The organism is Kitasatospora sp. NPDC058032 (assembly GCF_042885845.1).
Lineage (GTDB): Bacteria > Actinomycetota > Actinomycetes > Streptomycetales > Streptomycetaceae > Kitasatospora.
This window is the reverse complement of the sequence record NZ_JBHVRK010000012.1, coordinates 36,422-63,214: the sequence shown is the minus strand read 5'-3', so window position 1 is coordinate 63,214 and position 26,793 is coordinate 36,422. Positions and strand designations below refer to the sequence as shown.

Here is a 26,793-nt window from a genome sequence, read left to right as displayed (position 1 = left end):
CCGATCACTTTACCCGTGCTCGGTCCCGACGAGATCACCTTCGAGCGCCCCTGCCGGCGCCGCCCCGGCCTCGGCATCGACACCATGGACCTCGCCCTCGGCCTGGTCATCACCCCGACCTGTCGCCCTCGACAAGGCCCTGCGTGTGCGTCGGGCGCCGACACCGGGCCGCGAGTGGCGAGGCTGCCGCGGCAGCAGCCATTGGGCGGCCGTCATGGTCCCGGTCAGCAGGCCGCCCAGCAGGAGTCCGGGCAGGACCACCAGTCGGACCGCCGTGGTGGGCCCGAGGAGCAGCGGCAGGCCGGCCCGGGCGGTCGGGGCCGTCGGTTCGTGCGCCGGGTCGAGTGCCTGCGACCACGACGCCGTGCCGGCGGGCCCGGTGCTTCGCCCGCTGATCCGCCAGGCCGGGCGCGAATGCGCACTCGTGGCCCGCTCTCGCTCCGGGCAAGGGGCTGTCCGATCGGGCAGTCCCGGCCGGCGGGCCGGGCAGGTCCTGACGGGGCGACAGATGCACCGGAGGGGCTGTTGGTACGGTCTCGCTGAAAGGTCTAGACAAGTCAATCATCTTTCAGTGAGGGGAAGTTCGTTGCGCCGCTTTGCTTCTGCAGCCCTGTCCACGGCTGTGTCCGTCACCTTGCTCTCGGCCGTCTGGGCCGCCGTGCCGGCCCAGGCGGCCACCTCGGCGGCGACCCCCGGTTACACCGGGACGGTGTTCCTCAACTCCACCGGGACTGTCGACGGCAATGGGTTCGTGACCCTCTCGGGCACGTACCGCTGCTCCGTTCCGGTGCCCGCCCCAGCCCCTTCTCCCTTCGGTCCCCGCATGGTCCGTCTCCACAGCTCGGTGTGGGGTCCCGGTCGGGCCGAGGTGGCGGTCTGCGACGGTGTCGAACACACGTGGGTGCACCGCGACAGGCCCGAAAGGGTGCCCCTGGTGACCGTGGAGAAGATCCAGTCCGGAGCGGAACTGGAACTGTGGGAATCGACGGGCTGGCCGGTCATCACCATCACCCGCCTCTCGGCCGACCGGAAGATCGTCGACCTCCAGGCCGCCACGAGCTGACGCGGCGGTGCCCCGGCGCGACGGGACCGACACGGGCCCGTCGTGACGTCACCGGTGCCGGCCCGCTGAGGGAGCGACGACGGGGCACACGGCGGACGGCGGCGGGCAGCGGGCGTCCGCCGCGTGGTCCCTCGTGCTCGGCCCCGAGCCTCTCGTCCGGGCCGCACCGACGCGCTCGTCCTGCGGAGCGAGACCAAGGCTCTGGCCGGGTCCGGACGGGCGGTGGCCGCCGTGGGTCGTTTCCGGGGGCGATCGACGGTGGAGCCGAACGGCAGCCGGGGCCACAGTACCGGCGACGTCCGGCCGGGCGACCGCCGGTCCGCCCGTCGTGCTGCGGTGCGTCGGGCCGACACCGATCAGGGGAGGGGCGCAGGCCCCGTCTCGGTGCCGGTGGTTTGCGGGCTCCTTCGAGCGTCGCCGTCAGGCGCTGATCACGTCCAGGGACAGGCGTCTGGCGCGGTCCAAATCGGTATCGTCGCCGAAGAGTTGGTAGCGGGTGTTGGCAGCGCGCAGGTAGGCGTCGATGCGGAAGGCGTCGTCGGCCGGGAAGCGGCTGCCGGCGGCGGACAGTTCGGACTCCAGCAGGTGCAGCCACTCGCGGACGAGGTCGCGGACCGCGTCGGCGACGGGGCCTTTGCGGCGGCCGTATTCGACCGAGGTCGTGGTGATGAAACACCCGCCGGGGAAGACGCCGTCGCGCAGGTAGGCGACCCAGTTGTCGAGCAGGGCGCAGAGCCGGGGCCGCCCCGGGGCGGCGGGCCACGACGGCTCGACGACGTGCCGCAGGTACAGGGCGCGGGCCTCGGCGACGGCGGCGACCTGGATGGCTTCCCGGTTGGCGAACACCGTGAGGATGCCGCTCTTGCTGTGCCCGGTCCGGGCGGCGAGCGTGCCGACGGTGATGGCGTCCAGCCCGTGCACGGTCGCGGACAGGGCTGCCTGCAGGGCGACTTCGTGCCGTGTCCGGTCGCCGCGGGCGCGGCGGCCGTCGGCGCGCGGCGCGGGGGATTCCGCGGCGGAGTCGGGGGTGTCCGGGGCCATGCGCCGATTGTATGCGATTGATCGGTCGTGTAGTGTGGCGCAATAATTACGATCGGTCGATCGCATAGTTGGGGGCGCAGATCATGGGTGTCGACGGCGGCGCCGGGCTGGACGGCTTTGCGCAACGCGTGCTCTCGCTGTCCGGGAGCGCGAAGACCGTCCATGTGGCCGGGAGCGGGCCCGCGGTGGTCGTGATGCCCGAGATGCCGGGTATCAGCCCCGACGTGGTGCGCTTCGCCGGGTGGGTGCGCGATGCGGGGTTCACCGTCTACGTGCCCTCGCTCTTCGGCGTCGACGGGGCGTATCCCACCGTCGAGCTTGCCGAGCCGATCCTCGGACGGGCCTGCGTCAGCGAGGAGTTCAGGGCGTTCGCGGGCGGTGGAACGAGTCCGGTGGCGGTGTGGCTGCGCGCGCTGGCCAGGACCGCGCACGACGAGTGCGGCGGACCGGGCGTCGGCGCGGTGGGGATGTGCTTCACCGGCAACTTCGCGCTGAGCATGACGCTGGAACCGGCCGTCATCGCCCCGGTCCTCGGCCAGCCCTCGTTGCCACTGGACGACCCGGCCGCCCTGGAGCTGTCGCCGGAGGACGGGGCCGCCATCCGCGAGCGGTTCGAGCGCGACGGACTCACCGCACTCGGCCTGCGCTTCGACACCGACAAGTGGTGTACCGGCCGACGCTTCGCCGCCTATGCACAACTGCTCGGCGACCGCTTCGACGGCCGCGTCCTCCCCGGCGAGTCCGCGAACCCCGAACCACCGCCGTTCTTCCGGGACGTGGTCCAGACCCCCCACAGCGTGCTCACCGCGCACCTCGTCGACGAGGAAGGCCACCCCACCGTGCAAGCCCGCGACGAAGTCCTCGCCTTCCTGAGCGCCCGCCTGCTGCCCGACCGCACGACGGCCTGACGGCCGGAAGCGGCTTGATCGCGACGGCACGCAGCCCGCCGACGCTCGTCCACGACCAACCCGTTACGCCGGATGCATTCATCCCAACACTGGAGGTTCCATGCCCAAGGGCTACTGGGTCAGCGTCTACCCCGCCATTTCCGACCTCGAGAGGCTGACTGCCTACAACACGCTCGCCGGTCCGGCCGTCCGCGCCGGGGGAGGGCGCCTCCTGACCCTCGACGGTCGGGTCGTCGCCCACGAAGCCGGAATCACGCAACGCGTCGTTCTGATCGAGTTCGACAGCTTTGAACAAGCCGTCGCGGCCTACGAGAGCGAGGCGTACCAGAAGGCGCTGGTGGCCCTCCCCGACGGCTACGAGCGGGACTTCCGCATCGTCGAAGGCACCGGCTGACTCGGCCGCCGCCGCCGCCGCCGTCCGGCCCGACCGGGTCCGGCGGCCGCGCCACGCTCGTGCGCCGCGCTGAAACCGTCCCGGCGGCGCCCGGCCGGGACGCATCTGCCCGGCCGCTCCCCGCCGGAGGGCCGCTGACCCGCGGTGACCCCTGCACGGACCACCTCGGTTGCGACGGCGCGGTGTTCACCGTGCTGCTGCCCGGCCCGCCGGGGACGACGGGGCCGCCCCGAGAGCCCCCGCCGGGGTCCTCATCCGGCGGGGACGGTGGCCGACGGTTCCCGTACGTCGTCCACGAGCTCCCGTACCAGCGCCGCGACCTGCGCCGCCTCGATGAGGAACCCGTCGTGGCCGTAGGGGGAGGAGATCACCCGGGCCCGGTCGGCGGAGGGGATGTAGGCGGCGAGCTCCTCCTGCTGCGCGAGCGGGTAGAGGCGGTCGGTGTCGACTCCCGCCACGAGGGTCCGGGCGGTCACCCGGGCCAGCGCGGCGCGCGTGCCGCCGCGTCCCCGGCCCGTGTCGTGGGCGTTCATCGCGTCGGCCAGCACCGCGTAGCTGGCCGCGTCGAACCGCCGGACCAGCTTGGCGGCGTGGTGGTCCAGGTACGACTCGACCTGGTAGCGGCCGCCGGCCCGGGGGTCCTCACCGTCCTGGGCGCGGTTGCCGAAGCGGACGTCGAGCTCCTCGGCACCGCGGTAGGTGATGTGGGCGATGCGCCGGGCGATGCCGAGACCGGCATGCGGACCCTGTCCGGGAGCGGCGTCGTGAAAGTCACCGCCGTTCCAGTGCGGGTCGGCGCGGATCGCGTGGAGCTGGGCGGTGGTCCAGGCGATCTGGTCCGCGCTCGCCACCGCCGTGGAGGCGAGCACGAACAGCGAGGCGACACGCTCCGGGTGGGAGACAGCCCACTCCAGCGCGCGCATCCCGCCCATCGAGCCGCCGACCACGAGTGCCCAGCGCTCGATGCCCAGCGCGTCGGCGAGCCCGACCTCGGCCAGCACCTGGTCGCGCGGGGTCAGGCGCGGGAAGGACCCGCCCCAGTGCCGCCCGTCGGGGCGGAGCGAGGCCGGGCCGGTGCTGCCCTGGCAGCCGCCCAGGACGTTGGGTGCCACCACGAACCAGCGGTCGGTGTCGAGGGCCCGGCCCGGCCCGACCAGCGCGTCCCACCAGCCGGAGGTCGGGTGACCGGGCCCGGCCGGCCCGGCGACATGGCTGTCGCCGGTGAGCGCGTGCAGGACGAGGACCGCGTTGGAACGGTCGGCCGCGAGCCGCCCCCAGGTCTCGTACGCCAGCCGCACGCCCGAGAGTCGACCGCCGGCCTCGAGCGGCAGGGGCGCCGTGCTGTCGTACCAGAGGCGGCGCCCGGGCGGGTCCCCCTCCCGCCACGCGCCGGTGGCGGGAGGGGGCGTCGCCTGCGGGGTGGTCCCGTCAGCGGCGTTCAGGACGCCTCCTTCGCCGCGCGGAAGCCGGCTTCGAGGTCCGCCTTGAGGTCCTCCAGGTTCTCGATGCCGACCGACAGCCGCAGCAGACCCGGCGAGGTGCCGGTGGCGGCGAGCTGCTCCTCGTCGAGCTGGCTGTGCGTGGTGGAGGCCGGGTGGATGATGAGGCTGCGCACGTCGCCGATGTTGGCGAGGTGGCTGAAGAGCTCGACGGCGTCCACGAACCGCTTGCCCGCCTCGGCGCCGCCGCGCAGCTCGAAGCAGAACACGGCCCCGGCACCGCGCGGGAGGTAGCGGCGCCCGGCCTCGTACCACTGGTTGGAGGGCAGCCCGGCGTAGTGGACGGCGGCGACCTCGTCGTGCTGCTCCAGCCACTCGGCGAGCGCCTGGGCGTTGGACGAGTGGCGCTCCATGCGCAGGCTCAGCGTCTCCACGCCCTGCAGCAGCAGGAAGGCGGAGTGCGGTGCGATGGCCGGCCCGAGGTCGCGCAGCAGCTGGACGCGCAGCTTGACGGCGTACGCGCCGGGCCCGAGGGCGGGCCAGTAACGCAGGCCGTGGTAGCTGGGGTCCGGCTCGTTGAAGTCGGGGAAGCGCTCGGCGTGGGCACCGAATTCGAAGGTCCCGGCGTCGACGACGACACCTCCGAGGGTGGTGCCGTGGCCGCCGAGGAACTTGGTCGCCGAGTGGACGACGACGTCGGCCCCGTGCTCGATGGGGCGCAGCAGGTAGGGGGTGGGGATGGTGTTGTCGACGATCAGCGGGATCCCGGCCTCGTGGGCGACGTCGGCGACGGCGCGGATGTCGAGGACGTTGCCACGCGGGTTGCCGAGGGTCTCCGAGAACAGGGCCTTCGTCTCGGGCCGGATGGCGGCCCGCCAGGCGTCGAAGTCGTCCGGGTCCTCGACGAAGGTCACCTCGATCCCGAACTTGGGCAGGGTGTGCCGGAAGAGGTTGTAGGTGCCGCCGTAGAGGGAGGCGCTGGAGACGATGTGGTCGCCTGCGCTCGCGAGGTTGAGGATGGCGAGCGTCTCGGCGGCCTGGCCGGAGGCGACCGCCACGGCGGCGACCCCTCCTTCCAGGGCGGCGATCCGCTGCTCGAAGACGTCCTGGGTGGGGTTGTGGATGCGGGTGTAGATGTTCCCGGGCTCGGCGAGCGAGAAGAGGTCGGCCGCGTGCTGGGTGTCGCGGAAGACGAACGAACTGGTCTGGTAGATCGGGACCGCCCGGGCCCCGGTGGTGGGGTCGGGCACGGCACCGGCGTGCAGTTGCTTGGTCTCGAAGGACCAGGCGGGGGCGGTGGATCCGGCGGACTCGCCGTCAGGCGTGCGGTCGGCGGTGACGGCGTCGGTCGGCTGGCTCATACTTCTCCTCGGACACGTGTGGAGCCCGGCAGACCGGGCAGGCGCCGATGCGAGCGGCGCGGGTGCGGGGAAGGGGCGTACGGGCGCTCCGGGCGGAGCGGGTACGCGGATCGCGGCTACGGCTGCGGAAGGATCACCAGGCGCCGCGTCAGCGGGCGGCGGGACAACTCGTGGTCGTGACGCGCGTGTAGTCCACGTGGCGCCGGGTCACGAGGATGATCATGGGCCCAGGGAACCACAGTCGCGTTGCGGACACCAACGCGTCCCATCATTCGGACAAATGGGGTCCGACGGGTGGATGCGCTCCACCTTCCTGCTGTGGCGCGCACGTTGGGAGCGGTACTGCGGTGGCGCCGTGCGAGCGTGCCGACCCGCTCGCGCAGCGCCCCGCCGTGCGTGCCCCGACCGTCCGACCGGCTGCCGTGCGCGGCGACCGGACGATGTCCTCCGCTCGCCGGGGGCAGGAGGGTGCTCCTCGTGGATCGGGCTGATCCTGCGGGGCCCGAGCGGCGAGGGCGGCGGGGGCGGCCGGTGCCGGTGGCCGGCTACGGTGCGGCGGTCAGGGCAGTTCGTCGGTGATCGCGTCGAGGAAGACGGCGAGCTCGGCCCTGGCGGCCGGGTCGCGGACGGCATCGGGCAGCGCCCGTCCCGCCAGGCGGACGTGTTCCCTGATCCGCGTTTCGAGCCAGGTACGGCCTCCGCACGCTTCGACCAGGGCGGCGACCTGCACGAGTTGATCGGGGTGGGGCTCGCCGGAGTCGTCGTAGAAGGCGGCCAGTTGGTCCCGGGCCGGGCCCCGGGAACGGAGTGCGCGGGCCACGAAGGCCCGGCTCTTGCGCCGGCGCAGGTCGGCGAGGGGGTCCTCCAGGGAGTCGCGCGAGCGGCTCCAGACTCCTTCCCAGTCGTCGAAGAACGCCATGGCCATCCCGGCGTGGTAGCCGAACCGCTCGGCCGCCGCCACCTCGGCGTCGGCGGCTCCGCGCACCACCGCGCCGACCAGGCAGACACCGGCGGTGGGCAGCGCGATGGTGCGCTCCAGCAGGTCGAGCGAGTCCCGCAGACTCATCCGCGAACTGCCCTCGGACTGCAGGTCCCGGATCTGGCCCGAGCAGCACTCCCGGACGGCGAGGGCGGCGCGGCGGCTCAGTTCGACGGCGACCCGTGGCTCCTCGGCGGCCAGGAGCTCGAAGGCGAGGCAGTGGAGGGCGACGCCCACCTGGATCGCGGCCGGGACGCCGAATGCGTTCCACAGCGTCGCTCGGCCCTTGCGGATCAGCTCGCGGTCGATGATGTCGTCGTGGACGGTGCCCGCCGCGGACATCAGGGTGCCCGCCACGGCGGCATTGCGGACGCCGTCCCACGCTTCCTCGGTGCTGCCGGCGCACAGCAGGGACATCAGTGCCGGACGACGACGGAACCCCACCGGGGTGGACGGTCGTCCGTCGGCGTCGACCCAGCCGAAGTGGTACTCCGTCATGTGCAGAACGGGTTCGCTGAGCCTGCTCGTGGCCTCCCGCAGCGCGGGTTCGAGGTAGGCGATCACGTCGTGGGTGATCTGCTGTGAGGTTCGTGCGGTCCGCAAGATGGCCTCCTGCGACGATGGGCGGGACCGGTGCGGGTGTGCGGTGTCCCGGCCGGACGCCAGGGTGATCGACCGGAAGCCCGTCGGAACTCTACGTCACTGAGGTGGCACGGGCCGTGTCAGTCAGTATCGGGGATCGGTATCGGCCGCCGCATGTCGGGAGCGTCATGTCGAGGAGCGGCGCTGCACCCTCGACGGCATCACCACAGCCGGCGCCGCCATCCGCGCGACCCGCGCCTTCGCCCCCGGCATTCACCCCCGGGGCGCGGACCGGCCCGCCGCCCACCCGCCCCCCGCGGGGATCCCGCCGTGGTCGAATTCCGGTGGGTATGCGGTTGGAGTGACTCACTGATTCGTTCCGGAACAAGTTGAGCCCCGAGTATCGCGCTCGCCGATCTTGGGCCTGGCCGCACCCCAGGCCGTCCGCAGGGCTGCCGGTTCGCCGGCTGCCGGGCGATCCAAGAACAGGACTAGTGCAATTTCACATTGCGATGTAAGTTTCCCCATCAAGATCGGCGGGTCTCCCCACAGGTGGCTACGGTCCCCTCCTGCCGCCGGTTCCAGCCCCCCCTCAGGAGAACCGTGTCGATTTCTCGTATCCCGCTTCCGGGCAGGTCCGTCCGGATGGAGGGCTACGCCCCCTAACAGCCGCCACGCCCCGTCAGCGGGCACCCCCACTCCCGTACGAGGACACCCCCCCGGCTGCTTCCCGTACGGTCCACGGCTCCGCGTCGGCTCTCGGCGCGGTCATCGGCCCCGGCCGCCAGTTCCCCCACGCCTCGGCGCCGGTGTCGCCGGCGCGTGCCGCCTCTCTCTCCTCCCTCGGCACGCGCCCGCACACGCACCACCAGACCACCCCCCCACACCCCCCTTGAGGAGATCTCGGTGCCTTCATCAGCCACCGTGCGCAACACCCTGCTCTCGGCAGCGCTGGCCGCCGCGCTCGCGGTCCCGCTGCTGCACAGTGCTCAGGCGTCCGCCGGGCCCGCGCCCGCCGCCTCGGCCGAGGCCCGCACCGCCCCCGTCCTGCCGCAGACCGGCGACCACCTCGCCCACCAGGGTGCCCCGGGCGGCGCTGCCGCCACCGGCCCGCAGGGCTGGCCGGGCACGGCGACGCGCCAGCCGACCACCGGCCTGCAGTCCGGCGACCCGGCCAACCCCGCCCTCCCGGCCGCCACCTCCGCCGCCTCCGCCAAGAGCGCCGCCTGCACCCCCGAGGTGTTCACCTCGCTCACCCCCGCGGCCCTCGTCGACTTCCTCACCGACCGCGGCCACACCTACCAGGACTGCCTGCGGCCCCTGCTGGTCAACTGGGACCCGCGGACCGCGAAGGTGATGACGCCCGAGCACGTGCGGGCCGTCGCGGCCGAGGTGAGCTCCCGCGCACCGTCCTTCGACAGCGCGAACAACCTCAACCAGCAGGAACTCTGGTACTACCTGCACATCGCCGTCTTCTTCGACTTCGGCCAGACCGAGATCGACCTCGGCGACGACACCACCGTCGCCGCCCTCGACCGCGCGATCCGCGACTACACGGCCAACCCCCGGGTGTTCGAGCCCACCACCACCAACGGCGACACCATGGGCGAACTGCTCCAGGCCGGCAGCGCCCCCAGACTGCGCCTGGCCCGCCTGCCGCTGGTGAAGCAGGTCATGAGGACGTTCGCGCCCGGCTCGCCCGTGACCGGCGACCGGGGCTGGAACTGGGCCGTCCAGGGCGCCCTCCAGATCAACTTCCAGGGCATCGAGAACGTCGGCGAGGACCCGCAGGGCCTCTTCCGTGCCGCCGTTGCCGCCGACGCCGACTACCGCGAGGCGTTCCGCGCCTACGCCGGCTACACCCACCTCAAGGGCACGGCCAGCGAGTGGGCGGCCGCCGACGCCATGCTGGAGTACGGGCGCTTCGCCCGGATCGACGCCCTCAAGCCCGAGCTGAAGCAGCGCATCGGCGCCCAACTGGATCTCGCCGCGGCGACCTTCGGCCGGATGAGCCGGCCGTGGGCCAACCTCATCGCCCCGGTCAACGACCTCGGGCTGTGCGGCCAGTACGCGGTCTGCCGCACCGACCTGGAACGCCTGGTGTTCCCCCACACCTACAGCTACGACAACGGCACCCTGATCGTGCGCACCGCCCTCGACAGGGCCACCGCCGACCAGCTCTATTACGCCACCAAGCAGGTCAAGGCCCAGTTTTTCCGGACCCTGGGCACCGACCAGCCCCTGGCCGGTGACGACCACCCCGTCCTGACCGTCCAGCTGTACGACACCAAGTCCAACTACCAGGCCCTGCAGTACGTCCTGTTCGGCATCGGCGACGTCCAGAACGGCGGGATGTTCATCGAGGAGAACTCCACCTTCTACACCTACCAGCGCACCACCCAGGAGTCGTACTTCAGCCTGGAGGAGCTGTTCCGGCACGAGTACACCCACTACCTCAACGCCCGCTGGGCGATCCCCGAGGAGGGCTACACCACCCGCTGGCCCAGCGACGCCACCTTCGCCATGAACGAGGGCACCGCCGAGTACTTCGCCGGCGCCACCCGCGACGGCGGCGTCAAGGCACGCAAGTACATGCTGCGCCAGATCGGCTGGGACGACCAGGCCGGCACCCCGCGCCTGAGCGTCGACCAGATCCTCCACGCGACCTGGAACGGACTGGGCTTCCGCGCCTACCCCTACTCGGCCGCCTTCTTCAACCTGCTCGGCGAGAAGCACCCCGACCAGCTCGCCGAGATGTACCGCCTGCTGCGCGCCGACGACCGCACCGGCTACGACGCCTGGCGGGACCGCCTCGGCAAGGACACGGCCCTCCAGCGCGAGTACACCGCCTACCTGGACGCCGAGGTCCCACGCGCGGACGACCTGTTCGTCCCCGACACCACCTACACGGCCAACGGTTCGCTGAACTACGCCTGGGCCTCCGAGATCCGCAACGCCTTCGCCGCCGCCACGCAGAACACACCCGACTGCAAGGACAACGGCGACTGGGACAACAAGATGCGCTTCACCTGCACCGGCCGCATCACGGCCAACCTGACCAACTCCGCCGACTCCGGCCAGACCCGCAAGGACATGGCCGCCACCGTCGACCACTTCCTCCTCGGCCGCGCCGGTGCGGCCGCCAACAACATGGCCGACATGAACTGCTGGTTCGGCAAGGTCGACGTCTGGCCCTCCGGCGGGGCCGGCACCGCCGACTACACCTGCGAGGGCCCGCTGCGCCGCTGACACCGCCGCCCGTGCACGACGCGCCCGGTCCACCAGGCCACCGGGCGCGTCGTGCACGCCGCCCTCGGCCGTCGTCACCGGGACCCAGGCTTCTCCGGCCGGCAGTTCGGCTACGGCCTCGCCCTGCTGGCCGTCATCGAACCCGGCGTGGCGACCGGCCACTTCCCACGTGGACCGGCACCTGGATCGCCCAGCTCGCCACCCCCTCCGCCGAACGCCTCACCGCCGGCGACCAGCAGATCCTCATCGACCACGCCACCGGCTCCCACGCCCGCACCCGCCCCGACGGCCACGGCGGCTGGACCGTCACCCAACGCGGCCCGCTGCGCCTGTGGGACCAGGTCGAGGACGCGATCGGGGTGTGGCTGGCGCCTGCCCCTGTGACACCGTCCCAAGGCGGACGGGCCCCCGAGGAACCCGCCGCGGCCGACTCCGCCGCTCACCGAGACCCGCCCGATCGAGGCGCCGCCCGCCGACACAGCGGACCGGGGGTCCTCGTCCGGTCCGCCCGGCGCCTGCGCCACGAGGTCCAGGGTCGCGAACAACTCGATGTGGATGAGGCCCATGTCTGTACTCCCGATCCGAGCCGGTGGTCCCTGTCGAGATGTAGACCCCCCGGGGCCGGAAATCTCATCGCCACGCCGCCACGCCGTCACCCCTTCGCCACCGCCACCGCCGGTGGCCCGGTGATCGGGCGTCGGGTCGGAAGCTAGTGCTGAAGATCAGTCAACTCAATGGAAACAGGAGGTTGTTGCATCCTGCAAAACATGTCCGGGCGGGCCTTGACCGCGGTGAACGCGAAACGATTCAGTGTGCGCCAACATCGTCCCCCACGGCGCCTGTCGGCCGACCCGGCCCCCACCGGGTCTGATCGGCGTGCGCGCGATGTACGAAAGGGAAACACGTGCTCAGAGCTCGTATGAAGGCAGCGCTGGCCGGTCTGATGGCAGCCGGCTCCCTGGCCGCCGCGGCCCTCGTGCCCAGTACGGCGTCCGCCGCCACCCCCACCCCGGCGGACGAATGCGCGATAGCGCCCAGCTGGTCGAAGGGCGCCAACTACCAGGCGCACGACATCGTCCGGTACACCGACGGCAGGATCTATGTCGCCCAGCGCGACAATCCCGGTTACGACCCCACGGTGAGCACGTACTACTGGTCGCCGTACACCTGTGGAACCGGTGGCAACCCGTACCCGAACAGCTTCGTGGTGAGCGAGGCCCAGTTCGACCAGATGTTCCCGAACCGGAATCCCGCCTACACGTACCAGGGCCTGGTGGATGCCATGAAGGCGTTCCCGGCGTTCGCGCACACCGGTGACAGCACGATGCGCAAGCAGGAGGCCGCGGCCTTCCTCGCGAACATCAGCCATGAGACCGCAGGGCTGTACTACATCAAGGAGGTCAACGAGGCGAACTACCCGCACTACTGCGACACCGGCCAGCCCTACGGCTGCCCGGCCGGCCAGTCGGCGTACTACGGGCGCGGCCCGATCCAGCTGAGCTGGAACTACAACTACAAGCGGGTGGGCGACTTCCTGGGCATCGACCTGCTGAACGACCCCTGGCTGGTGGAGAACGATCCGGCCGTCGCCATGATGACCGCCCTGTGGTACTGGAACACCCAGAACGGGCCGGGTCCGATCACCGGGCACGACGCCATGATCAGCGGCGCCGGCTTCGGGCAGTCGATCCGCTCGATCAACGGCGCGCTGGAATGCGACGGCAAGAACCCGCGCCAGGTGGAGAGCCGCGTCAACCGGTACAAGGCGTTCACGCAGATCCTCGGCGCGCCGACGGGCTCCGGCGTCTCCTGCTGACCCCTCGCGGCACACCGAGGTTGCGGGCCGGGCGTCCTCGCCCGGCCCGCAACCGTGCGGGTGGGGTCCTGGACGCAGTCCTGCGATGAACCGGTCGTGCGCGCACGCGCCGCGCCCGGCACCGCGGACCCCTCGGTGGTCGGTGTCCTGCCCGGCCGTGCTTGCCGACCCCGTGGCGGTGAACGGCCGGTTCGACGAGCCGTTGCCGCAGACCGACGGCCGGTTCCTCTCCACCGCGCGGCGCTGGTTGTTCGAGCGGGCCGAGGTTCGCCTTCGCCGGACGACCACCCCTTCCACGAACTCGCCGCCCTCCGGCTGCCGGGAGGCCGAACGGCCTGCGCGGGTCCGGCCGGATTCCCCGATCCGGGCCCACCGTCGGCGATGTTCTGACATCCTCACCGGAAGTTTCCGACGTGCGACACGGGGTGGGCTGTGCGGTACACGATCAGCATGAGCGCGTTCCGCGCGATCGCCGCCGTCGTCCGCCTGAGCCCGCGCCTGCGCCGGCGGACCCGGCCCGGCTCCCGCAACGACGAACCGGTCACCGTGCTGAGCGCCGTCACCCCCAGGGCGCCGCTCGCCGCCACCCCGCCGGGCCGGAGCATCCACCAGGCCGTCGAAGCGGCCGTCAGGGCCTTTCGGCCACCGCACCGAGCCGGCCGTGTCCGCCCTGCTGGAGGCCCCGCTCGCGGGCTTCGTCCATCCGATCGCCACGCACAACGCGTTCGGACGCCGGCCGGGCGGACACCCCACCCGGAACAGAGGACCCGCACACCCCTGGCAACCCGCCACAGGGGCCCGCGCGAGGCGACCGGCCCGGGCCGTCACCCCGCCTCCCACCAGCAGCTGACCACGAGCCCTGTCGCGGGGGCCGCAGACAGGAGGGTTCACCAGTGACCAGCCCGGACGAAACCGCGGCCCCCCGGCCCGCGGACGCCGGCCCGCGGGCCGCGCACCGCCCCGCCGCCTGGGTACGCACCCGGCTGCGCGCGGCCCCGCTCGCCGCGCTGCTCACCGCCGCCCTCGCGTTCGGCACCGTCTTCCTGGCGACGGCCTACCCCCGCCTGCTCGACCGGACCGCCGACCAGGGCCTGCGCGAGTTCCTGCGCGACCGGGGCCCGGCGGCCACCAGCGTCTTCGCCGTCTCCGACCGGGGCATCGACGACCGGGGCAGGGCCGACGGAGCCGAGGGCCCGCGCGTTGATGCCGCGCGCCTGGACGCCGACGCCGCCCTGCTCGCCGCCCGCACCGGCATCCTCGGTGTTGCTCCCGGCGACGTGGTCCACGGTTCCCGCAGCCGCAAGCCGCGCGTCCTCATCGACCCCGGCCTGACCCGGCCCGACGACGCCGACCCGACGATGGACCTGCTCTACGTCCAGGGCCTGCGCGACCACGTGACGCTCGCCGAGGGCAGCTGGCCCGGCACCCCGGTACCGGGGGAGCCCGTGCCGATCGCGATCAGCCGCGACGCCGCGGACACCATGGGCATCCGCCTCGGTGCCGTCCTCAGGACCGGTCCGTCCTCGCTCGAGGACGAGGCACCCCGGGCCGAGGTGGTCGGCATCCTCCGTGTCAACGACCACAACGACCCCTACTGGACCGACCTGCCCTGCCCCGACCGGGCCTGCCTCAACTTCCTCCGGCGCCAGGGCAAGCTGCCCGCCAGGTACTGGCGCACCGCCGGCCTGGTCGACGGTACCGCCCTCGAACAGGTGCGGACGTGGCAGCTCGGCGCCCAGGACTTCTGGCGCCTGCCCGTCGGCGTCGACCGCCTGCGCGCCGACCGCCTCGCCGAGACCGACCAGGCGCTCGCCTCCTACCTCACCGGGGCCACCGCCAACACCCTGGCCAACGAGACCCAGCGCCCCGGCCTGCGGATGACCTCCCCGCTGCCCGTGCTCTTCCGCCAAGCCACCGCCCGCAGGGAAGCGGCCGCGTCGCTCGCCACGATCGGCCCGGCCGGCCTCGCCGGCGTCGGCGCCGTCGTGCTCTGCCTGGCCGTCGCACTCACCGGTGACCGACGGCTCGCCGAACTGCGACTGCTCCAGGCCCGCGGCGCGTCCCGGACCGGCGCCGTGCGGCGACTGCTCGGCGAGGGCGCGGTGACCGTCCTGCCGGCCGCCGCCGTCGCCACCGCGCTCGCCCTGTGGCTGCTTCCCACCCCGCGCTGGGGCACCGCCGTACTGGCCGCCACCGCCGTCGCCCTGTTCAGCCTGCTCGCCTTCCCGCTGCGCGCCGCCCGGCTCTGGTCCCGCGCCCGGCCCGGCGGCCGCCGCCGACGCCTGGTCGCCGAACTCGCCGTGCTGGCCCTGACCGCCGCCGCTGTGGCGGAGGTCCGGCGGCGCGGCGTCGCCACCACCGAAGAGGGCGCCGACCCGCTGCTGGTCGTCGCGCCGCTGCTGCTCGCCCTCACCGGGGGACTGCTGCTGGCCCGTCTCCAACCGCTGCCGCTCGGCGCGCTCGGCCGGATCGCCGCCCGGCGGCCCGGCGCCATCGGCTTCCTCGGTCTGGCCCGCGCCGCCCGCGGCACCGGCGAACGCAAAGGCCCCTCCGTGCTGCCGCTGCTCGCCCTGCTGCTCGCCGTCACCACCGCCGGCTTCGGCGCCACCGTGCTGGGCGCCGTCGACAGCGCCCGCGTCCACGCCGCCCGGATCAGCGTCGGCGGCGACGCCTCCGTGCTCGTCCCGATCGGCGTCACCGTCCCACCCGCCTTCGCCGAGGCCGCCGCCGCGCTGCCCGGCATCCGGGCTTCCACACCGGTCTGGGCCGACACCGAGGTCTTCGTCCTCGGCGGCGGCGACGCCACCCGAATCTTCGCCGTGGTCGCCGAACCGGCCGCGTACGCGGAGATCTCCCGCTCGCTCGGCCGCGGCACCTTCGACCCCGTCGCGCTGTCCGGCGACACCGGCGGACCGGACGCGGCGGTGCCCGCCCTGCTCTCCACCGCGCTCGCCAAGCAGCTCGGCCCCGAGGCCACCCACCGCCTCCGACTGCCGAGCGGCGGCGAACTGCCCACCGCCACCACCGGCACCGTCGACGCCACCCCCGCCCTCCAAGGCGACGACCGCCTGTTCGTCGTCCTGCCGGCCGGCCCGGCCGCCGCCCTCGCCCCCGAACTCGGCCGCCCCAATCTCTGGCTGGCCACCGGCTCCGTCGACCAGGACGCCCTCCGACGCCTGGTGCGCGAACGCATCGCCACCGGCGACGAACGCACCGCGTCCACCCCCGACGGCCAGGACGCCCTACCGGACGGCTACACCGTGCGCACCAGCGCCGCCGTCACCGCCGAACTGGGCGACGACCCGCTCCAGGACTCCGCGGCCCGGCTGTTCTGGACGGCCGTCATCGGGGCGGGCGCCCTCGCCCTGCTCGCCGCCCTGCTCACCCTGGTCCGTGCCGCCCCCGAACGGGCCGCCCTGCTCGCCCGGCTGCGCACCATGGGCCTGCGTCCCCGGCAGGGCCTGGCCCTCATCCTGATCGAGACCCTGCCGCAGACCGTGGCCGCGGCGGTCGGCGGCGGCCTCGTCGCCGTGGGCGCCGTCGCCCTGCTCGGCCCGGCCTTCGAGCTGTCGATCCTGGTCGGAGCGGAGACTCCGCGCGGCCTGCCGGTCGACGTCCCGCCGGTCCTGCTGCAGACGCTCGGCCTCGCCGCGCTCGTCTCGGCGGGCGTCGTCGCCGAGGCACTCGTCGCCGGGCGGCGCCAGATCGCCACCGAACTGCGCGCGGGGGACCAGTGATGACAGCCCCGCCCCGGCTGCGCGGGTGGCAGCTCGGCTGTGGTCGATGCCGGGTGCGGCCTCGCGGGTCATCCGTAGGTTGGGCAGCCTTTCGTGCCAGAGCTCTCGTTCACCCGTGATTCTGAATCCGTGCCGCTGGTAGAAACGGACTGCGCTGTCGTTGTAGTCGGTGGCCCACAGGCATATGGGTGCGGCTCCGGCCCAGGCGAGGAACTCGGTCATCATGCGACCACCGAGTCCCTGGCCTTGGACATGTCTCAGCAGATACATCGGTCCGAGGGTGACCACCTCGCCGCGGCGCCCGCAGAGAACGCCGACGATCTCGGTGTGAGAACGGACAACACGACAGAACAGCAGGTCCGGTTCCTGGTTCGCTGCCTCGATGAACTCCCGCCACTGGTCAATGCCTTCCGTGGTGGCTGACGAGCCGCGATGCTCGCGGATCCACTCCTCGTCGATCCCCACCTCCGGGTTGGGGTATGTCTGCAGCCAAGCTGTCAGCAGCAACGGCCCCAACTGCGCGGAGTCGTCCGGGTGGGCAGCTTCGATCGTGTGGGCCATGGCAGCGATCCTCGTCGACTGTCCACTGCTTCGGGCCGCCCGGCCGGATGTCAGCCGGTTTTGGTGGGCTGCTCCGCTCGGGCCCTGGTGTCGAGGGAGCGGCCGCTCGCGGTGACGGGCCGTTGGTGAAGCACGGATCGACCACCCCGAAGCGCCGAAGTCGGTACCGGCACCGCAGGGTCACCGGCCGACGGAGCGCCCGGACTCCGCGCGGCGGAGCCCGGGCGCGGCGCCGGCCGCCGTCGACGGATCAGACCGACGGCCTCCGGACGGAGGCCGGCTCGGTGGTGAGGAGTGCCGTGATCTCATCGGCGAGGTGCGGGCCGAGCTCGCCCCAGCCGTCCTTGTAGCCGTAGACGCCACCCAGGGTGCGGGCCTCGTAGTCGCCGTTGAGGATCTCGATGTCGTTGGTCGTGATGAGTGCCGGGTGGGCGACACCGACGGCCGACGAGACCTTCATCAGCTCCTTGCGCAGGGTGCGCAGGTAGACGGCGGCCCGGGTGGCCTTCGAGGCCGGGTCGAGGCCGCGGGCCAGCCACGCGTTCTGGGTGGCGATGCCGGTGGGACACCTGTCGGTGTGGCACTTCTGCGCCTGGATGCAGCCGATGGAGAGCATCGCCTCACGGGCCACGTTGATCATGTCGGCACCCAGGGCGAAGGCGACCGCGGCGTTCTCGGGCAGGCCGAGCTTGCCGGAGCCGATGAAGGTCAGGTCGTCGGTCAGCCCCAGCTCGGCGAAGGTGCCGTAGACCCGGGAGAAGCCCATCCGGAACGGCAGCGACACCGAGTCGGCGAACATCCGCGGGGCCGCCCCGGTACCGCCCTCGCCCCCGTCGATGGTCACGAAGTCGACACCGCGGTCACCACGCGCCATCAGCGCGGCCAGCTCCTGCCAGAAGCCCATCTCGCCCACCGCGCTCTTGACCCCGACCGGCACGCCGGTCTCGGTGGCGAGCAACTCGACGAAGTCGAGCATCGAGTCGACGTCGCTGAACGCGGTGTGCCGCGACGGGGACGCGCAGTCCTCGCCGACCGGGATGCCGCGGATCCGGGCGATCTCCGGGGTCACCTTCGCGCCCGGCAGCATCCCGCCCAGCCCCGGCTTGGCGCCCTGGGAGAGCTTGATCTCTATCGCCTTGACCGGGGCGCCGGCGACCACGTCCTTGAGCTTGTCGAGGTTGAAACTGCCGTCGTCATTGCGGCAGCCGAAGTACGACGTACCGAGCTGGAGGACGAGGTCGCCGCCGTTGCGGTGGTACGGCGAGAGGCCGCCCTCGCCCGTGTTGTGCATCGCGCCCGCCAGCGCCGCCCCCTTGTTGAGCGCGGTGATGGCCGCGCCGGAGAGCGATCCGAAGCTCATCGCCGAGATGTTCACCACGCTCGCCGGCCGGAACGCCCTGGCGCGCCCGCGCGGCCCGCCCAGCACCTTGGCCGAGGGGAGGGGAGCCTGCGGGTCGTGCGTGTCGGGCAGAGCGCCGGCGAACGTGCGCTGCTTCAGGTAGGCGTGTCCCTGCACGTGCTCGACGTCGACCTCGGTGCCGAACCCGAAGTAGTTGTTCTCCTCCTTCGCCGACGCGTAGATCCAGGTGCGCTGGTCACGACTGAACGGGCGCTCCTCCTCGTTCGAGGTCACGATGTACTGCCGCAGCTCCGGCCCGATCCGCTCCAACAGGTACCGGGCGTGCCCGACCACCGGGAAGTTCCGGAGCAGTGCGTGCCTCTTCTGGATGAGGTCGCGGGCAGCCAGAAGTGTGACCGCTGTTGCGGCGGCTGTGCCGATCCTCCGGGCGTGCATGAACGTTCCTCCTCGATGCACGACTCCATCGCCGGGCGGTGGAGTCGCGTGGTGTCGTGTTGGGCGCTGGACGCGCGGCCGAGCGGGCATCAGCGTCCGTCGAAGAATGCGAAATGATAGTAAAAGGCCACGCGGACAGGGACGTGGCCAGGGCCTGGTCCCGGGTTCGGCTTCGTTGTCGGTGTTGCCCGGCATGATGCCCGCATGACCGACGACACCGCCCCCGCCCTCTCCACCGCGGCCGACTACACCGACGCTGTCGACCGGGCGGTGCGGGCCGCCGCCGCCTACTACGGTGACGGATCGACCCCGCTGGGGGACGACGAGTACGACGCCCTGCTGCGGGCCGTCACCGCCTTCGAGGACGCCCACCCCGAGCAGGTACTGGGTCATTCCCCGACCGGCAAGGTCGCCGGCGGCGCGGCCGGCGGGGACGTGCCGCACAGCGTGCCGATGCTCTCCCTGGACAACGTCTTCTCCGCCGACGACCTCACCAAGTGGGCCACCGGGCTGGAACGGACCCTGGGCCGCGAGGTGTCCGCCTGGTGCGTGGAGCCCAAGCTCGACGGCATGGCCATCGCCGCCCGCTACCGCGCCGGCCGCCTGCACCGGATCCTCACCCGCGGCGACGGCCTGGCCGGCGAGGACATCAGCCACGCCGCCGACGCCATCCTCGGCCTGCCCGCCGCGCTCACCGACCCCATCGACGTCGAACTGCGCGGCGAGGTCCTGCTCACCCACGACCAGTTCGAGCACGCCAACAAGGTGCGCACCGCCCACGGCGCGACACCGTTCGCCCACCCCCGCAGCGGCGCCGCCGGCACGCTGCGCGCCAAGGACCGCCCCTACCGCGTCGAGCTGACCTTCTTCGCCTACGGCGCCGTCGGCCTGGACGACGACCTCGGCCACAGCGCCCTGCTGGAACGGCTCGCCGCCCTCGGCGCGAACACCGCCGCCACCACTCCCGCCCACCCGCAGCGCTGCGCCACGCAGGAGGAGGTCCAGCAGCGCGTCGAGGAGATCGCCGCGCTGCGCGCCGCGCTGCCGTTCGGCATCGACGGCGTGGTCGTCAAGGCCGACTCCGCCGCCGACCGGCGTGACGCCGGGGCCGGGTCGCGCGCTCCGCGGTGGGCCGTGGCCCGCAAGCTCGCCGCCGAACACACGGTCACCCGGCTGCTCGACGTCGAGTGGAACGTGGGCCGCACCGGCATCATCGCCCCGCGCGCCGTCCTCGAGCCCGTCGACATCGACGGCGTCACCGTCACCTACGCCACCCTCCACAACCCCGCCGACATCACCCGGCGCGACCTGCGGATCGGCGACCAGGTCTTCGTCTACCGGGCCGGTGACGTCATCCCGCGCGTCGAGGCGCCGCTCACCGACCAGCGCACCGGCGACGAGCGGCCCATCGCCTTCCCCGACGCCTGCCCGCGCTGCGGCGACGCCATCGACACCACCGAGCAGCGCTGGCGCTGCACCCGCGGCCGCGGGTGCCAGGCCGTCGCCTCCGTCATCTACGCGGCTGGCCGCGACCAGCTCGACATCGAGGGCCTGGGCCGCACCCGTGCCGTCCAGCTCGTCGAAGCCGGCCTGGTCGCCGACCTCGGCGACCTGTTCACCCTCACCCGCGACCAGCTCCTCTCCTTGGACCGCATGGGCGCCACCAGTACCGACAACCTCCTCGCCGCGATCGAGACCGCCCGCAGCCGCCCGCTCAACCGGGTTTTCTGCGCGCTCGGCGTACGCGGCACCGGGCGCACCATGTCCCGCCGCATCGCCGCCCACTTCGGGTCCATGGCCGCGATCCGGGCCGCCGACGCCGAGACGCTGGCCGCCGTGGACGGCATCGGCACGGAGAAGGCCCGCGTCATCGTCGCCGAACTCGCGGACCTCGCGCCCCTCCTCGACAAGCTCGCCGCCCAGGACGTCGGCACCGCCGTCACCGAACCCCAGGTGCCGGCCGCCGGGGAGAACGACGCCGCCGACGAGAACACGGACGGCCCCGCCACGCAGCAGCCGACCGAGGGCGCGCCGCTCGCGGGCGAGGCGGTCGTCGTCACCGGCAGCATGACCGGCCCGCTCGCCGCCCTCTCGCGCAACGAGATGAACGAACTCATCGAGCGCGCCGGCGGCAAGGCCTCGTCCTCGGTGTCCGCACGCACCACCCTGCTGGTGGCCGGGGAGAAGGCCGGCTCGAAGCGGGCGAGGGCCGAGACGCTCGGCATCCCGATCCTCACCCCGGAGGAGTTCGCCGACCGCGTCGCCGCGTACCTGCCGTAGCGCGCCGGACGCCCTGCGAAGACAGGTGCCGGCTCGGATCGGATGACAGGGCGATCGCACCTTGGCCACGTCGCCGACGCGATCAACCGGTCCACCCGCAGGTCGCAACCGCCACCGTCCCGGTCGGCGGCCCGCCGCGCGCCTCAAGGGCGACGGCGTCCACCACGCCGTGCTCGGCATCGCCCGCCTGCACAACCTCCTCCAAGCCGCGTCGTCAAGCTGATCCCACGGCGGCCGGTCCCGACCGAACCGCCCGAAGACCAATGACGGGACAACCCTGCGGCCAGCAGGGCGTGCACCACGGTGTGCCGGGACCGGGCGCGGTCGGCGAACCTGAAGCCCGTCGGCCAGGGCGGGTCCGCGTTCTCCTTCCGCCCTGCGGCCTCGACGGGAATGGCTCGACTGGGCAACGGAGTTGCGGCACGCGGACACTGTCGGTGGCGGGTGACGGCCCGCTCGGCCGGGGTGTTCGCTGTCCACGGTGGCATCGCGGAGCGGATCGGCCGCACCCGGGAGGGAGCGGTGGCAGCCGGGAGCCGGTCGCCCCTGCGGGGTGACCGGCTCCCGGCTTTCGTCAGGTCCAGGAAGCTCGCTGCCCGGTGACGGCACTGCCACCGGCTGCCCGGCACGGAGACGCTCTCCACTGTCTCCTCGCCGCCGGCCCCGACCGTCACCGGCCGCGCCTCCTCGATGTGCTGGCGCTTCACCCGTGTCCTGTGCCCCGTGTCCTGCGTCCCGTGCCCTGCGCTCGTGGTGCCTGACGGACCGGGTCGGCGTGGTGTTCGTGAGCGCGGACCGGTTCCTGTGCGGCGTTCTCGGGTTCGCCGTGGCGGCCTGTTGGGCGGCTGTCGGCTGCGGGTGGGCCTCGGTCCGGGCACGGTCGGCGGGTCCCGCTGGTCCTCCTCACGTTCGGCCCGGCAAGCCCGCCGCGTCCGCGCCGGGGGGTGGGCGGTTTGCTGTGGGAGAGCGTTGTCGTCGGGTACTTGTACCCGGTCGGGCACGCTTCTTCATGTGCGACCGGTGGCTGGTAGCCGCCGGTGTCTGCGGGTGGTCAGCGGCACAGGGCCGCGTCGAGTGCGTCGGTGAGGTGTGTGGCGGTGGGTTCGTCGGGGACGGTGGTGAGGGTGATGTTCGCGGCGCGGCCGTCCTGGGTGACGGCGCCGCGGGTGCGGTGGCCGGGGGAGGTGCCGCCGTGGCCCCAGGCGAGGCCGCCGCAGGTCAGTGGCCTGCTCTGGATCCCCAGGCCGTAGCGGATGCCGGGGCCCAGGAACTCGGCGGGGACGGTGGTGAGCATCTGGGCGAGCTGGGCGGCGGGCATCAGACGTCCCTCCAGGAGCGCGCCGTAGAAGGTGTTGAGGTCGGTGTTGGTGGACACGACGGCGCCCGCGGCCCAGGCCATCGAGGTGTCCATCACGGTGTAGTCGACCAGCGGCGCGCCCGGGTCGGTGCGCAGGTAGCCGTGCGGGTGGGCCTCGTGGATCGTCATGTCCCCGGCTGCCGGGACGTACGTGTGGCGCAGGCCGATCCGGTCGATGACGCGTGTGGTGACCTCCTCGCCGAAGGGGCGTCCGGTGACCTTCTGGATGATCAGGCCGGCCACCAGGTAGTTGGTGTTGCTGTAGTCCCAGCCGGTTCCGGCGGGGAACAGCGCTTTCTGGGCCAGTGCCTCGTCGAGGAGTTCACGCGGCTCGAAGTACCGGTACTGGATGGTGGTGAAGTCGGCCAGCGCGGGGGCGTTCATGTAGTCGGGCAGGCCGCTGGTGTGCTGGAGCAGTTGGCGGACCGTGATGGTGCGGCCGTCGAAGCCGTCGCCGCGCAGGAGGCCCGGCAGGTAGGTGTCGACGGCCGCATCCAGGCCGACCTTGCCCTCGGCGACCAGTTGCAGGACGACGACGGCGGTGAAGGCCTTGGTGTTGCTGCCGGCCCGGATCTGCCCGTCGACCGGGACCCTGGCCCCGGTGGCCAGGTCACCGACCCCGGCGGTGTACGTGCGGCTTCGCCCGTCGCGGCCCTTGACGGTGGCGAGGGCGGCGGGCATCCCGTCCTCCTTCACCAGCGCGTCGAGGCGCTGCTGAACGACGTCCGGGCGCGGTACGGCCGAGGCCGGGAGCGGGGTGAGGGCGGTCAGGGCGATGCCGGCGGCGGCCGTGGCTGTGGTGGCGTACCGCGCGAGGCGCATGCGGTGCGCCCTGCGCTGCGGGGCGTGTTCGTTCATCGGGGGCTCCGATTCCGGGAAGTGAGGGGGGAGGTGCGGTGCGGTGCGCCCTGGCGGCAGGTGTCCGGGGGTCAGCGGCACAGCGCCTCGTCGACCGCCTGCGTGATGTGGTCCATGGTGTTGCCGTCCGGGATCGTGGTGACGGCGATGTTCACGGCGCGGCCGTCGTCGGTGGTGCCTCCGGCGGTGTAGTAGCCCGGGATCGTCCCGCCGTGGCCCCAGGCGGTGCCGCCGCAGGACAGCGGGCGGCTCACCAGGCCCAGTCCGTAGCGCACGGCGGTGCCGGCCGCCTCGGCGGGGACGGTGGTGCGCATCTGGGCGAGCTGGGCGGCGGGCAGCAGACGGCCCTCCAGCAGTGCGCCGTAGAACCGGGTGATGTCGGTGTTGGTCGAGACGACCGCGCCGGCCGCCCAGCCCCAGGACGGGTCCAGTTCCGTGTAGTCGCGCAGCGACCCGTCCGCGGCGCGCTGGTAGCCCTGGGGGTGGGCCTCGTGGATCGTCATGTCGCCGGGGACGGGGACGTAGGTGTGGCGCAGGCCGATCCGGTCGATGACGCGTGTGGTGACCTCCTCGCCGAAGGGGCGTCCGGTGACCTTCTGGATGATCAGGCCCGCCAGCAGGTAGTTGGTGTTGCTGTACTCCCACTGGGCGCCGGGCGCGAAGCGGGCCTTCTGCGCGAGCGCGGCGTCGAGGAGTTCGCGCGGCTCGTAGTAGCGCCGGGGGGCGTTGAGTATGACCTCCTTGTCCAGGTAGTCGGGCAGGCCGCTGGTGTGCTGGAGCAGCTGGCGGACCGTGATGGTGCGGCCGTCGAAGCCGTCGCCGCGGACCAGGCCCGGCAGGTAGGTGTCGACGGCCGCATCCAGGTCGACCTTGCCCTCGGCGACCAGTTGCAGGACGACGACGGCGGTGAAGGCCTTGGTGTTGCTGCCGGCCCGGATCTGCCCGTCGACCGGCACCTTGGCCTTGGTGGCCGCGTTGCCGACGCCGGCCGTGTAGGTGCGGGTGCGCCCGTCGCGGCCCTTGACGGTGGCGAGGGCGGCGGGCACCCCGTCCTGCTTCACCAGCGCGTCGAGGCGCTGCTGCACAGTGTCCGGCCGCGGGCCGGCGAAGGCCGCGGTCGGTGCCAGGACGCCGGCTGCCACGGCGCCTGCCACCGCGGCGGCGGTCACCGCGGTCACGGCCGCCGCCCGGCGTCGGCCGCCGCGCAGGCGGTTGGGAAGGTGGTACTGCGGTGCGTGCTCGTTCACGGGAAAGCCCCTTCGGGTAGGGCGCCGGAGCTCTTCTCGGCGCCCTCCAAGAGGACCATCTGATGGACCGTCGATCCGTCCGCGCGAAGGACGAGACGGCGCCCGGGAGCGTGCTCCGGGTCGGGGCCGGGCGCGGGAGCGTGCTCCCGGGGCCCACCGGGCGGAACACTCCGCCCGGTGGCCCGGGGTCCGGACCGGCCTCGGGCTCGGCGCATTCCCGGCCCGCGCCGCGCGTCCCGCCCCCGGAGTCGACCGGCGGCGCACCCGGACGACGGCCAGGGCCGCCGCGCCGCCCGCGTCCGGCCGATCCGCACCGCCAACACCCCGGGCTGCGCTCCGCGGCACAGGCGGGGTCCCCGAAGCCCGCCGCCACGAACTCACCCTTCACCGAGTGGGACAAGACCTTCGGCGACGCCCGCCTCTGCACGGCCATCGCCGACCGGATCACCTTCCGCTGCACGCTGATCCAGACCGGTACCGAGTCCTACCGCTATCAGGCCACTCAGGAATCCCTCTTCCCCACCCCGAACTGACATGCCGTCAGCAGCACGGACCCCACGGGTCCAGCCGGCGGCATACATGTGAGAGTGCTCGGCCACGCGCTGGTGAACGTGCACAAGTCCAGGACGACGCTCAGGGATTGATCCCAGTTGTCCCGCATATCGAGCGTCCACGACCGGACCCCGCACCCTGCCGCACGACAGCACGTTTGCCCGTGAGATGGTTCCTGTCATGACAGAGACTCCGGACAGCGAGTTTGTACTTGAGACGAGTCGCCTACTGCTCAGGCCTTGGCGGGTGGCCGAGGCTGTCGTCCAGCGTGAGCTGTGGACCGAACGTGATCCACGAGTGCCGCCGCACCGCCGAATTGACGCAGACGGACATCCCACGGTCGCGGAGCTCGAGGATTCGATCCGCACCAACCAGCTGTGGTCGACCGGTTTGCTGGCGGTCGAGCGGAAGGCCTCTCATGACGTCATCGGCTACTGCGGGGTGGTAGACACCGGGCGAGGAGCGGCAGGGGAACCGGAACTGGCATTCGAGCTGCTACGCCGGGTTTGGTGTCAGGGATACGCGACCGAGGCCTCGTTGGCGGTTCTGGAATGGGCGAGAGCGTCTGGATACGAACGTCTGTGGGCCACGGTCTGGGACTGGAACACCGCTTCTCGCCGTGTTCTGGCCAAGGTCGGGTTCACCGAGACCGAGCGGAAGGAAGTGGACGCGGAGCGCGGGACCACCCTGTTCACGACGAGACGGCTCTGACACACCCGATGTTTGGCCTCGCGGACGGCTCAGTGCAGTTCTGGCAGGCGGCAGTTTCCCCATACAGTCGGCAGAAGCGGCTGCGGCACACGCTCGATGCCGGGGCGTTGGGAGCGGAACATCACGGCGGCCGCCGGACTGTTCTTATGGGTCTCGCTGAGTCCGGTGGTCGGATCGTGGTCGGTTGAAGCGTCGGTTCTGCATCCGCTCGTCTCAATCGCCGATCCGCACGACGCTGTGCACGTCTATCCAAAGTGCTGATGTCCTGCTCGCACTGGAACGTACGCGTCACCGTCCCGCAGGGCTGGCAGCACGTCGGCCTGCTCCCCGCCGGCGGCCCGCTGTTCGAGGACGGCAGGCCGCTGGATGAGTGGGGCAAGGGTCTGAAGGCCGTGTGGGCGGACCTGACCAACCTCTCCCGTATCCATGGGGATGAGCGGTAGCGGCAGGCGGCCTACCCCGCGTCCCGAGCGGACGAGTGGTTTCTGTTGGTGTTCCACGGGCGCGGGTTTGGCGAGTCCGTGGTGCCGGCGGCCTTCGTGACCACTGCTCTGCCGCGCCATACCGCCGAGGCCATCCGGCTGCGGCGGGCACGGGGCAGGCTGCCGATGGGCCGGGAGGTCACCGCCTGGCTGTATGAGAGTCTGACGCAGTACGCCGCCGGCCTCGGCACCGCGGTGACCGACGTGCCCGGGCCGTGCGACCCGGCGGACCGGACCAGGGCGGACGAGCACGCGCGCCACCTGGCCGAAACGGCCGAGGCCCGCCTCCGCAGCCGACGCTCCCACCGGGGCGGCCCGGGTGTCCCGGGCGGGTCGTAGGCTGCTGTTTCGGGTGGGCGCGCACCGCGTGGTGCCGCGGCG

18 protein-coding genes and 1 pseudogene are annotated in these 26,793 nt (G+C 72.6%); 11 read left to right on the top strand and 8 right to left on the bottom strand.

The features are described from left to right. Window positions 1-586 precede the first annotated feature (586 nt). A complete protein-coding gene (locus tag ACFVUH_RS20495; protein ID WP_387914762.1) occupies window positions 587-1,063 on the top strand; it encodes a DUF6299 family protein in 477 nt (158 codons plus the stop codon). Between the two features lie 420 nt (window positions 1,064-1,483). Here the strand turns inward: ACFVUH_RS20495 and ACFVUH_RS20490 are convergent, their stop codons facing one another. Next, the gene (locus tag ACFVUH_RS20490; protein WP_387914761.1) at window positions 1,484-2,104 is read right to left on the bottom strand and encodes a TetR/AcrR family transcriptional regulator; all 621 of its coding nucleotides are present in this window, start codon (window positions 2,102-2,104) and stop codon (window positions 1,484-1,486) included. A gap of 83 nt (window positions 2,105-2,187) precedes the next feature. Here ACFVUH_RS20490 and ACFVUH_RS20485 point away from each other — a divergent pair, with 83 nt between their 5' ends. Both ACFVUH_RS20485 and ACFVUH_RS20480 read left to right on the top strand, forming a co-directional pair. Continuing rightward, window positions 2,188-3,012 (top strand): dienelactone hydrolase family protein, encoded by an 825-nt coding sequence (locus ACFVUH_RS20485; RefSeq protein WP_387914760.1) that lies wholly within the window; start codon window positions 2,188-2,190, stop codon window positions 3,010-3,012. A 100-nt stretch (window positions 3,013-3,112) separates the two neighbouring features. Next, window positions 3,113-3,406: a DUF1330 domain-containing protein gene (locus ACFVUH_RS20480; RefSeq protein ID WP_355369513.1), complete on the top strand. Its 294-nt coding sequence runs from the start codon at window positions 3,113-3,115 to the stop codon at window positions 3,404-3,406. Between the two features lie 251 nt (window positions 3,407-3,657). Here the strand turns inward: ACFVUH_RS20480 and ACFVUH_RS20475 are convergent, their stop codons facing one another. The 3 genes from ACFVUH_RS20475 to ACFVUH_RS20465 form a co-directional block, all read right to left on the bottom strand. Continuing rightward, window positions 3,658-4,848, bottom strand: coding sequence for a homoserine O-acetyltransferase (locus tag ACFVUH_RS20475; RefSeq protein WP_387914877.1), 1,191 nt, complete (start codon window positions 4,846-4,848; stop codon window positions 3,658-3,660). Then, window positions 4,845-6,206 carry a bifunctional o-acetylhomoserine/o-acetylserine sulfhydrylase gene (locus ACFVUH_RS20470; RefSeq protein ID WP_355369515.1) on the bottom strand — a complete coding sequence of 454 codons (1,362 nt, stop codon included), beginning with the start codon at window positions 6,204-6,206 and terminating at the stop codon, window positions 4,845-4,847. The genes ACFVUH_RS20475 and ACFVUH_RS20470 overlap by 4 nt, the downstream gene beginning before the upstream one ends. A gap of 559 nt (window positions 6,207-6,765) precedes the next feature. Next, the gene (locus tag ACFVUH_RS20465) at window positions 6,766-7,788 is read right to left on the bottom strand and encodes a polyprenyl synthetase family protein (RefSeq protein WP_387914759.1); all 1,023 of its coding nucleotides are present in this window, start codon (window positions 7,786-7,788) and stop codon (window positions 6,766-6,768) included. A gap of 885 nt (window positions 7,789-8,673) precedes the next feature. On the opposite strand from ACFVUH_RS20465, the gene ACFVUH_RS20460 reads away from it, so the two are divergent. The 3 genes from ACFVUH_RS20460 (at window position 8,674) to ACFVUH_RS20450 (ending at window position 16,569) form a co-directional block, all read left to right on the top strand. Continuing rightward, on the top strand, window positions 8,674-11,016 hold the full coding sequence (locus ACFVUH_RS20460) for a collagenase (RefSeq protein ID WP_387914758.1): 2,343 nt from the start codon (window positions 8,674-8,676) through the stop codon (window positions 11,014-11,016). Window positions 11,017-11,920: 904 nt separating this feature from the next. Beyond that, window positions 11,921-12,832, top strand: coding sequence for a glycoside hydrolase family 19 protein (locus ACFVUH_RS20455; protein WP_387914757.1), 912 nt, complete (start codon window positions 11,921-11,923; stop codon window positions 12,830-12,832). Between the two features lie 893 nt (window positions 12,833-13,725). Further along, window positions 13,726-16,569 (top strand): hypothetical protein, encoded by a 2,844-nt coding sequence (locus ACFVUH_RS20450; protein WP_387914756.1) that lies wholly within the window; start codon window positions 13,726-13,728, stop codon window positions 16,567-16,569. Between the two features lie 117 nt (window positions 16,570-16,686). Here the strand turns inward: ACFVUH_RS20450 and ACFVUH_RS20445 are convergent. Continuing rightward, window positions 16,687-17,130: pseudogene (locus ACFVUH_RS20445) on the bottom strand (GNAT family N-acetyltransferase); the annotation flags it as partial. Window positions 17,131-17,380: 250 nt separating this feature from the next. Continuing rightward, a complete protein-coding gene (locus ACFVUH_RS20440; protein ID WP_387914755.1) occupies window positions 17,381-18,925 on the bottom strand; it encodes an FMN-binding glutamate synthase family protein in 1,545 nt (514 codons plus the stop codon). Between the two features lie 204 nt (window positions 18,926-19,129). On the opposite strand from ACFVUH_RS20440, the gene ligA reads away from it, so the two are divergent. After that, the gene (ligA, locus tag ACFVUH_RS20435; RefSeq protein ID WP_387914754.1) at window positions 19,130-21,205 is read left to right on the top strand and encodes an NAD-dependent DNA ligase LigA; all 2,076 of its coding nucleotides are present in this window, start codon (window positions 19,130-19,132) and stop codon (window positions 21,203-21,205) included. A 1,051-nt stretch (window positions 21,206-22,256) separates the two neighbouring features. On the opposite strand, the gene ACFVUH_RS20430 is transcribed toward ligA, so the two are convergent. Further along, window positions 22,257-23,420, bottom strand: coding sequence for a serine hydrolase domain-containing protein (locus ACFVUH_RS20430; protein WP_387914753.1), 1,164 nt, complete (start codon window positions 23,418-23,420; stop codon window positions 22,257-22,259). A 71-nt stretch (window positions 23,421-23,491) separates the two neighbouring features. Further along, the gene (locus ACFVUH_RS20425; RefSeq protein WP_387914752.1) at window positions 23,492-24,667 is read right to left on the bottom strand and encodes a serine hydrolase domain-containing protein; all 1,176 of its coding nucleotides are present in this window, start codon (window positions 24,665-24,667) and stop codon (window positions 23,492-23,494) included. Window positions 24,668-24,729: 62 nt separating this feature from the next. On the opposite strand from ACFVUH_RS20425, the gene ACFVUH_RS20420 reads away from it, so the two are divergent. From ACFVUH_RS20420 to ACFVUH_RS20405, 4 genes are all read left to right on the top strand, one after another. After that, window positions 24,730-25,200 (top strand): ATP-binding protein, encoded by a 471-nt coding sequence (locus ACFVUH_RS20420; RefSeq protein ID WP_387914750.1) that lies wholly within the window; start codon window positions 24,730-24,732, stop codon window positions 25,198-25,200. Window positions 25,201-25,399: 199 nt separating this feature from the next. Beyond that, complete coding sequence (locus ACFVUH_RS20415) at window positions 25,400-25,930, top strand: GNAT family N-acetyltransferase (RefSeq protein WP_355369535.1); 531 nt, start codon at window positions 25,400-25,402, stop codon at window positions 25,928-25,930. Window positions 25,931-26,190: 260 nt separating this feature from the next. Beyond that, on the top strand, window positions 26,191-26,373 hold the full coding sequence (locus tag ACFVUH_RS20410) for a hypothetical protein (protein ID WP_355369537.1): 183 nt from the start codon (window positions 26,191-26,193) through the stop codon (window positions 26,371-26,373). Between the two features lie 96 nt (window positions 26,374-26,469). After that, window positions 26,470-26,751, top strand: a complete 282-nt coding sequence (locus tag ACFVUH_RS20405) for a hypothetical protein (RefSeq protein ID WP_387914748.1) — start codon at window positions 26,470-26,472, stop codon at window positions 26,749-26,751. Window positions 26,752-26,793: the final 42 nt, after the last annotated feature.

What these genes read in the sequence shown, in the direction of transcription:
- ACFVUH_RS20430 (WP_387914753.1), bottom strand. Translation starts at nt 23,420, where the DNA reads ATGAACGAACACGCCCCGCAGCGCAGGGCGCACCGCATGCGCCTCGCG.
- ACFVUH_RS20420 (WP_387914750.1), top strand. Translation starts at nt 24,730, where the DNA reads ATGGACCGTCGATCCGTCCGCGCGAAGGACGAGACGGCGCCCGGGAGC.
- ligA (WP_387914754.1), top strand. Translation starts at nt 19,130, where the DNA reads ATGACCGACGACACCGCCCCCGCCCTCTCCACCGCGGCCGACTACACC.
- ACFVUH_RS20485 (WP_387914760.1), top strand. Translation starts at nt 2,188, where the DNA reads ATGGGTGTCGACGGCGGCGCCGGGCTGGACGGCTTTGCGCAACGCGTG.
- ACFVUH_RS20480 (WP_355369513.1), top strand. Translation starts at nt 3,113, where the DNA reads ATGCCCAAGGGCTACTGGGTCAGCGTCTACCCCGCCATTTCCGACCTC.
- ACFVUH_RS20490 (WP_387914761.1), bottom strand. Translation starts at nt 2,104, where the DNA reads ATGGCCCCGGACACCCCCGACTCCGCCGCGGAATCCCCCGCGCCGCGC.
- ACFVUH_RS20440 (WP_387914755.1), bottom strand. Translation starts at nt 18,925, where the DNA reads ATGCACGCCCGGAGGATCGGCACAGCCGCCGCAACAGCGGTCACACTT.
- ACFVUH_RS20415 (WP_355369535.1), top strand. Translation starts at nt 25,400, where the DNA reads ATGACAGAGACTCCGGACAGCGAGTTTGTACTTGAGACGAGTCGCCTA.
- ACFVUH_RS20410 (WP_355369537.1), top strand. Translation starts at nt 26,191, where the DNA reads ATGTCCTGCTCGCACTGGAACGTACGCGTCACCGTCCCGCAGGGCTGG.
- ACFVUH_RS20470 (WP_355369515.1), bottom strand. Translation starts at nt 6,206, where the DNA reads ATGAGCCAGCCGACCGACGCCGTCACCGCCGACCGCACGCCTGACGGC.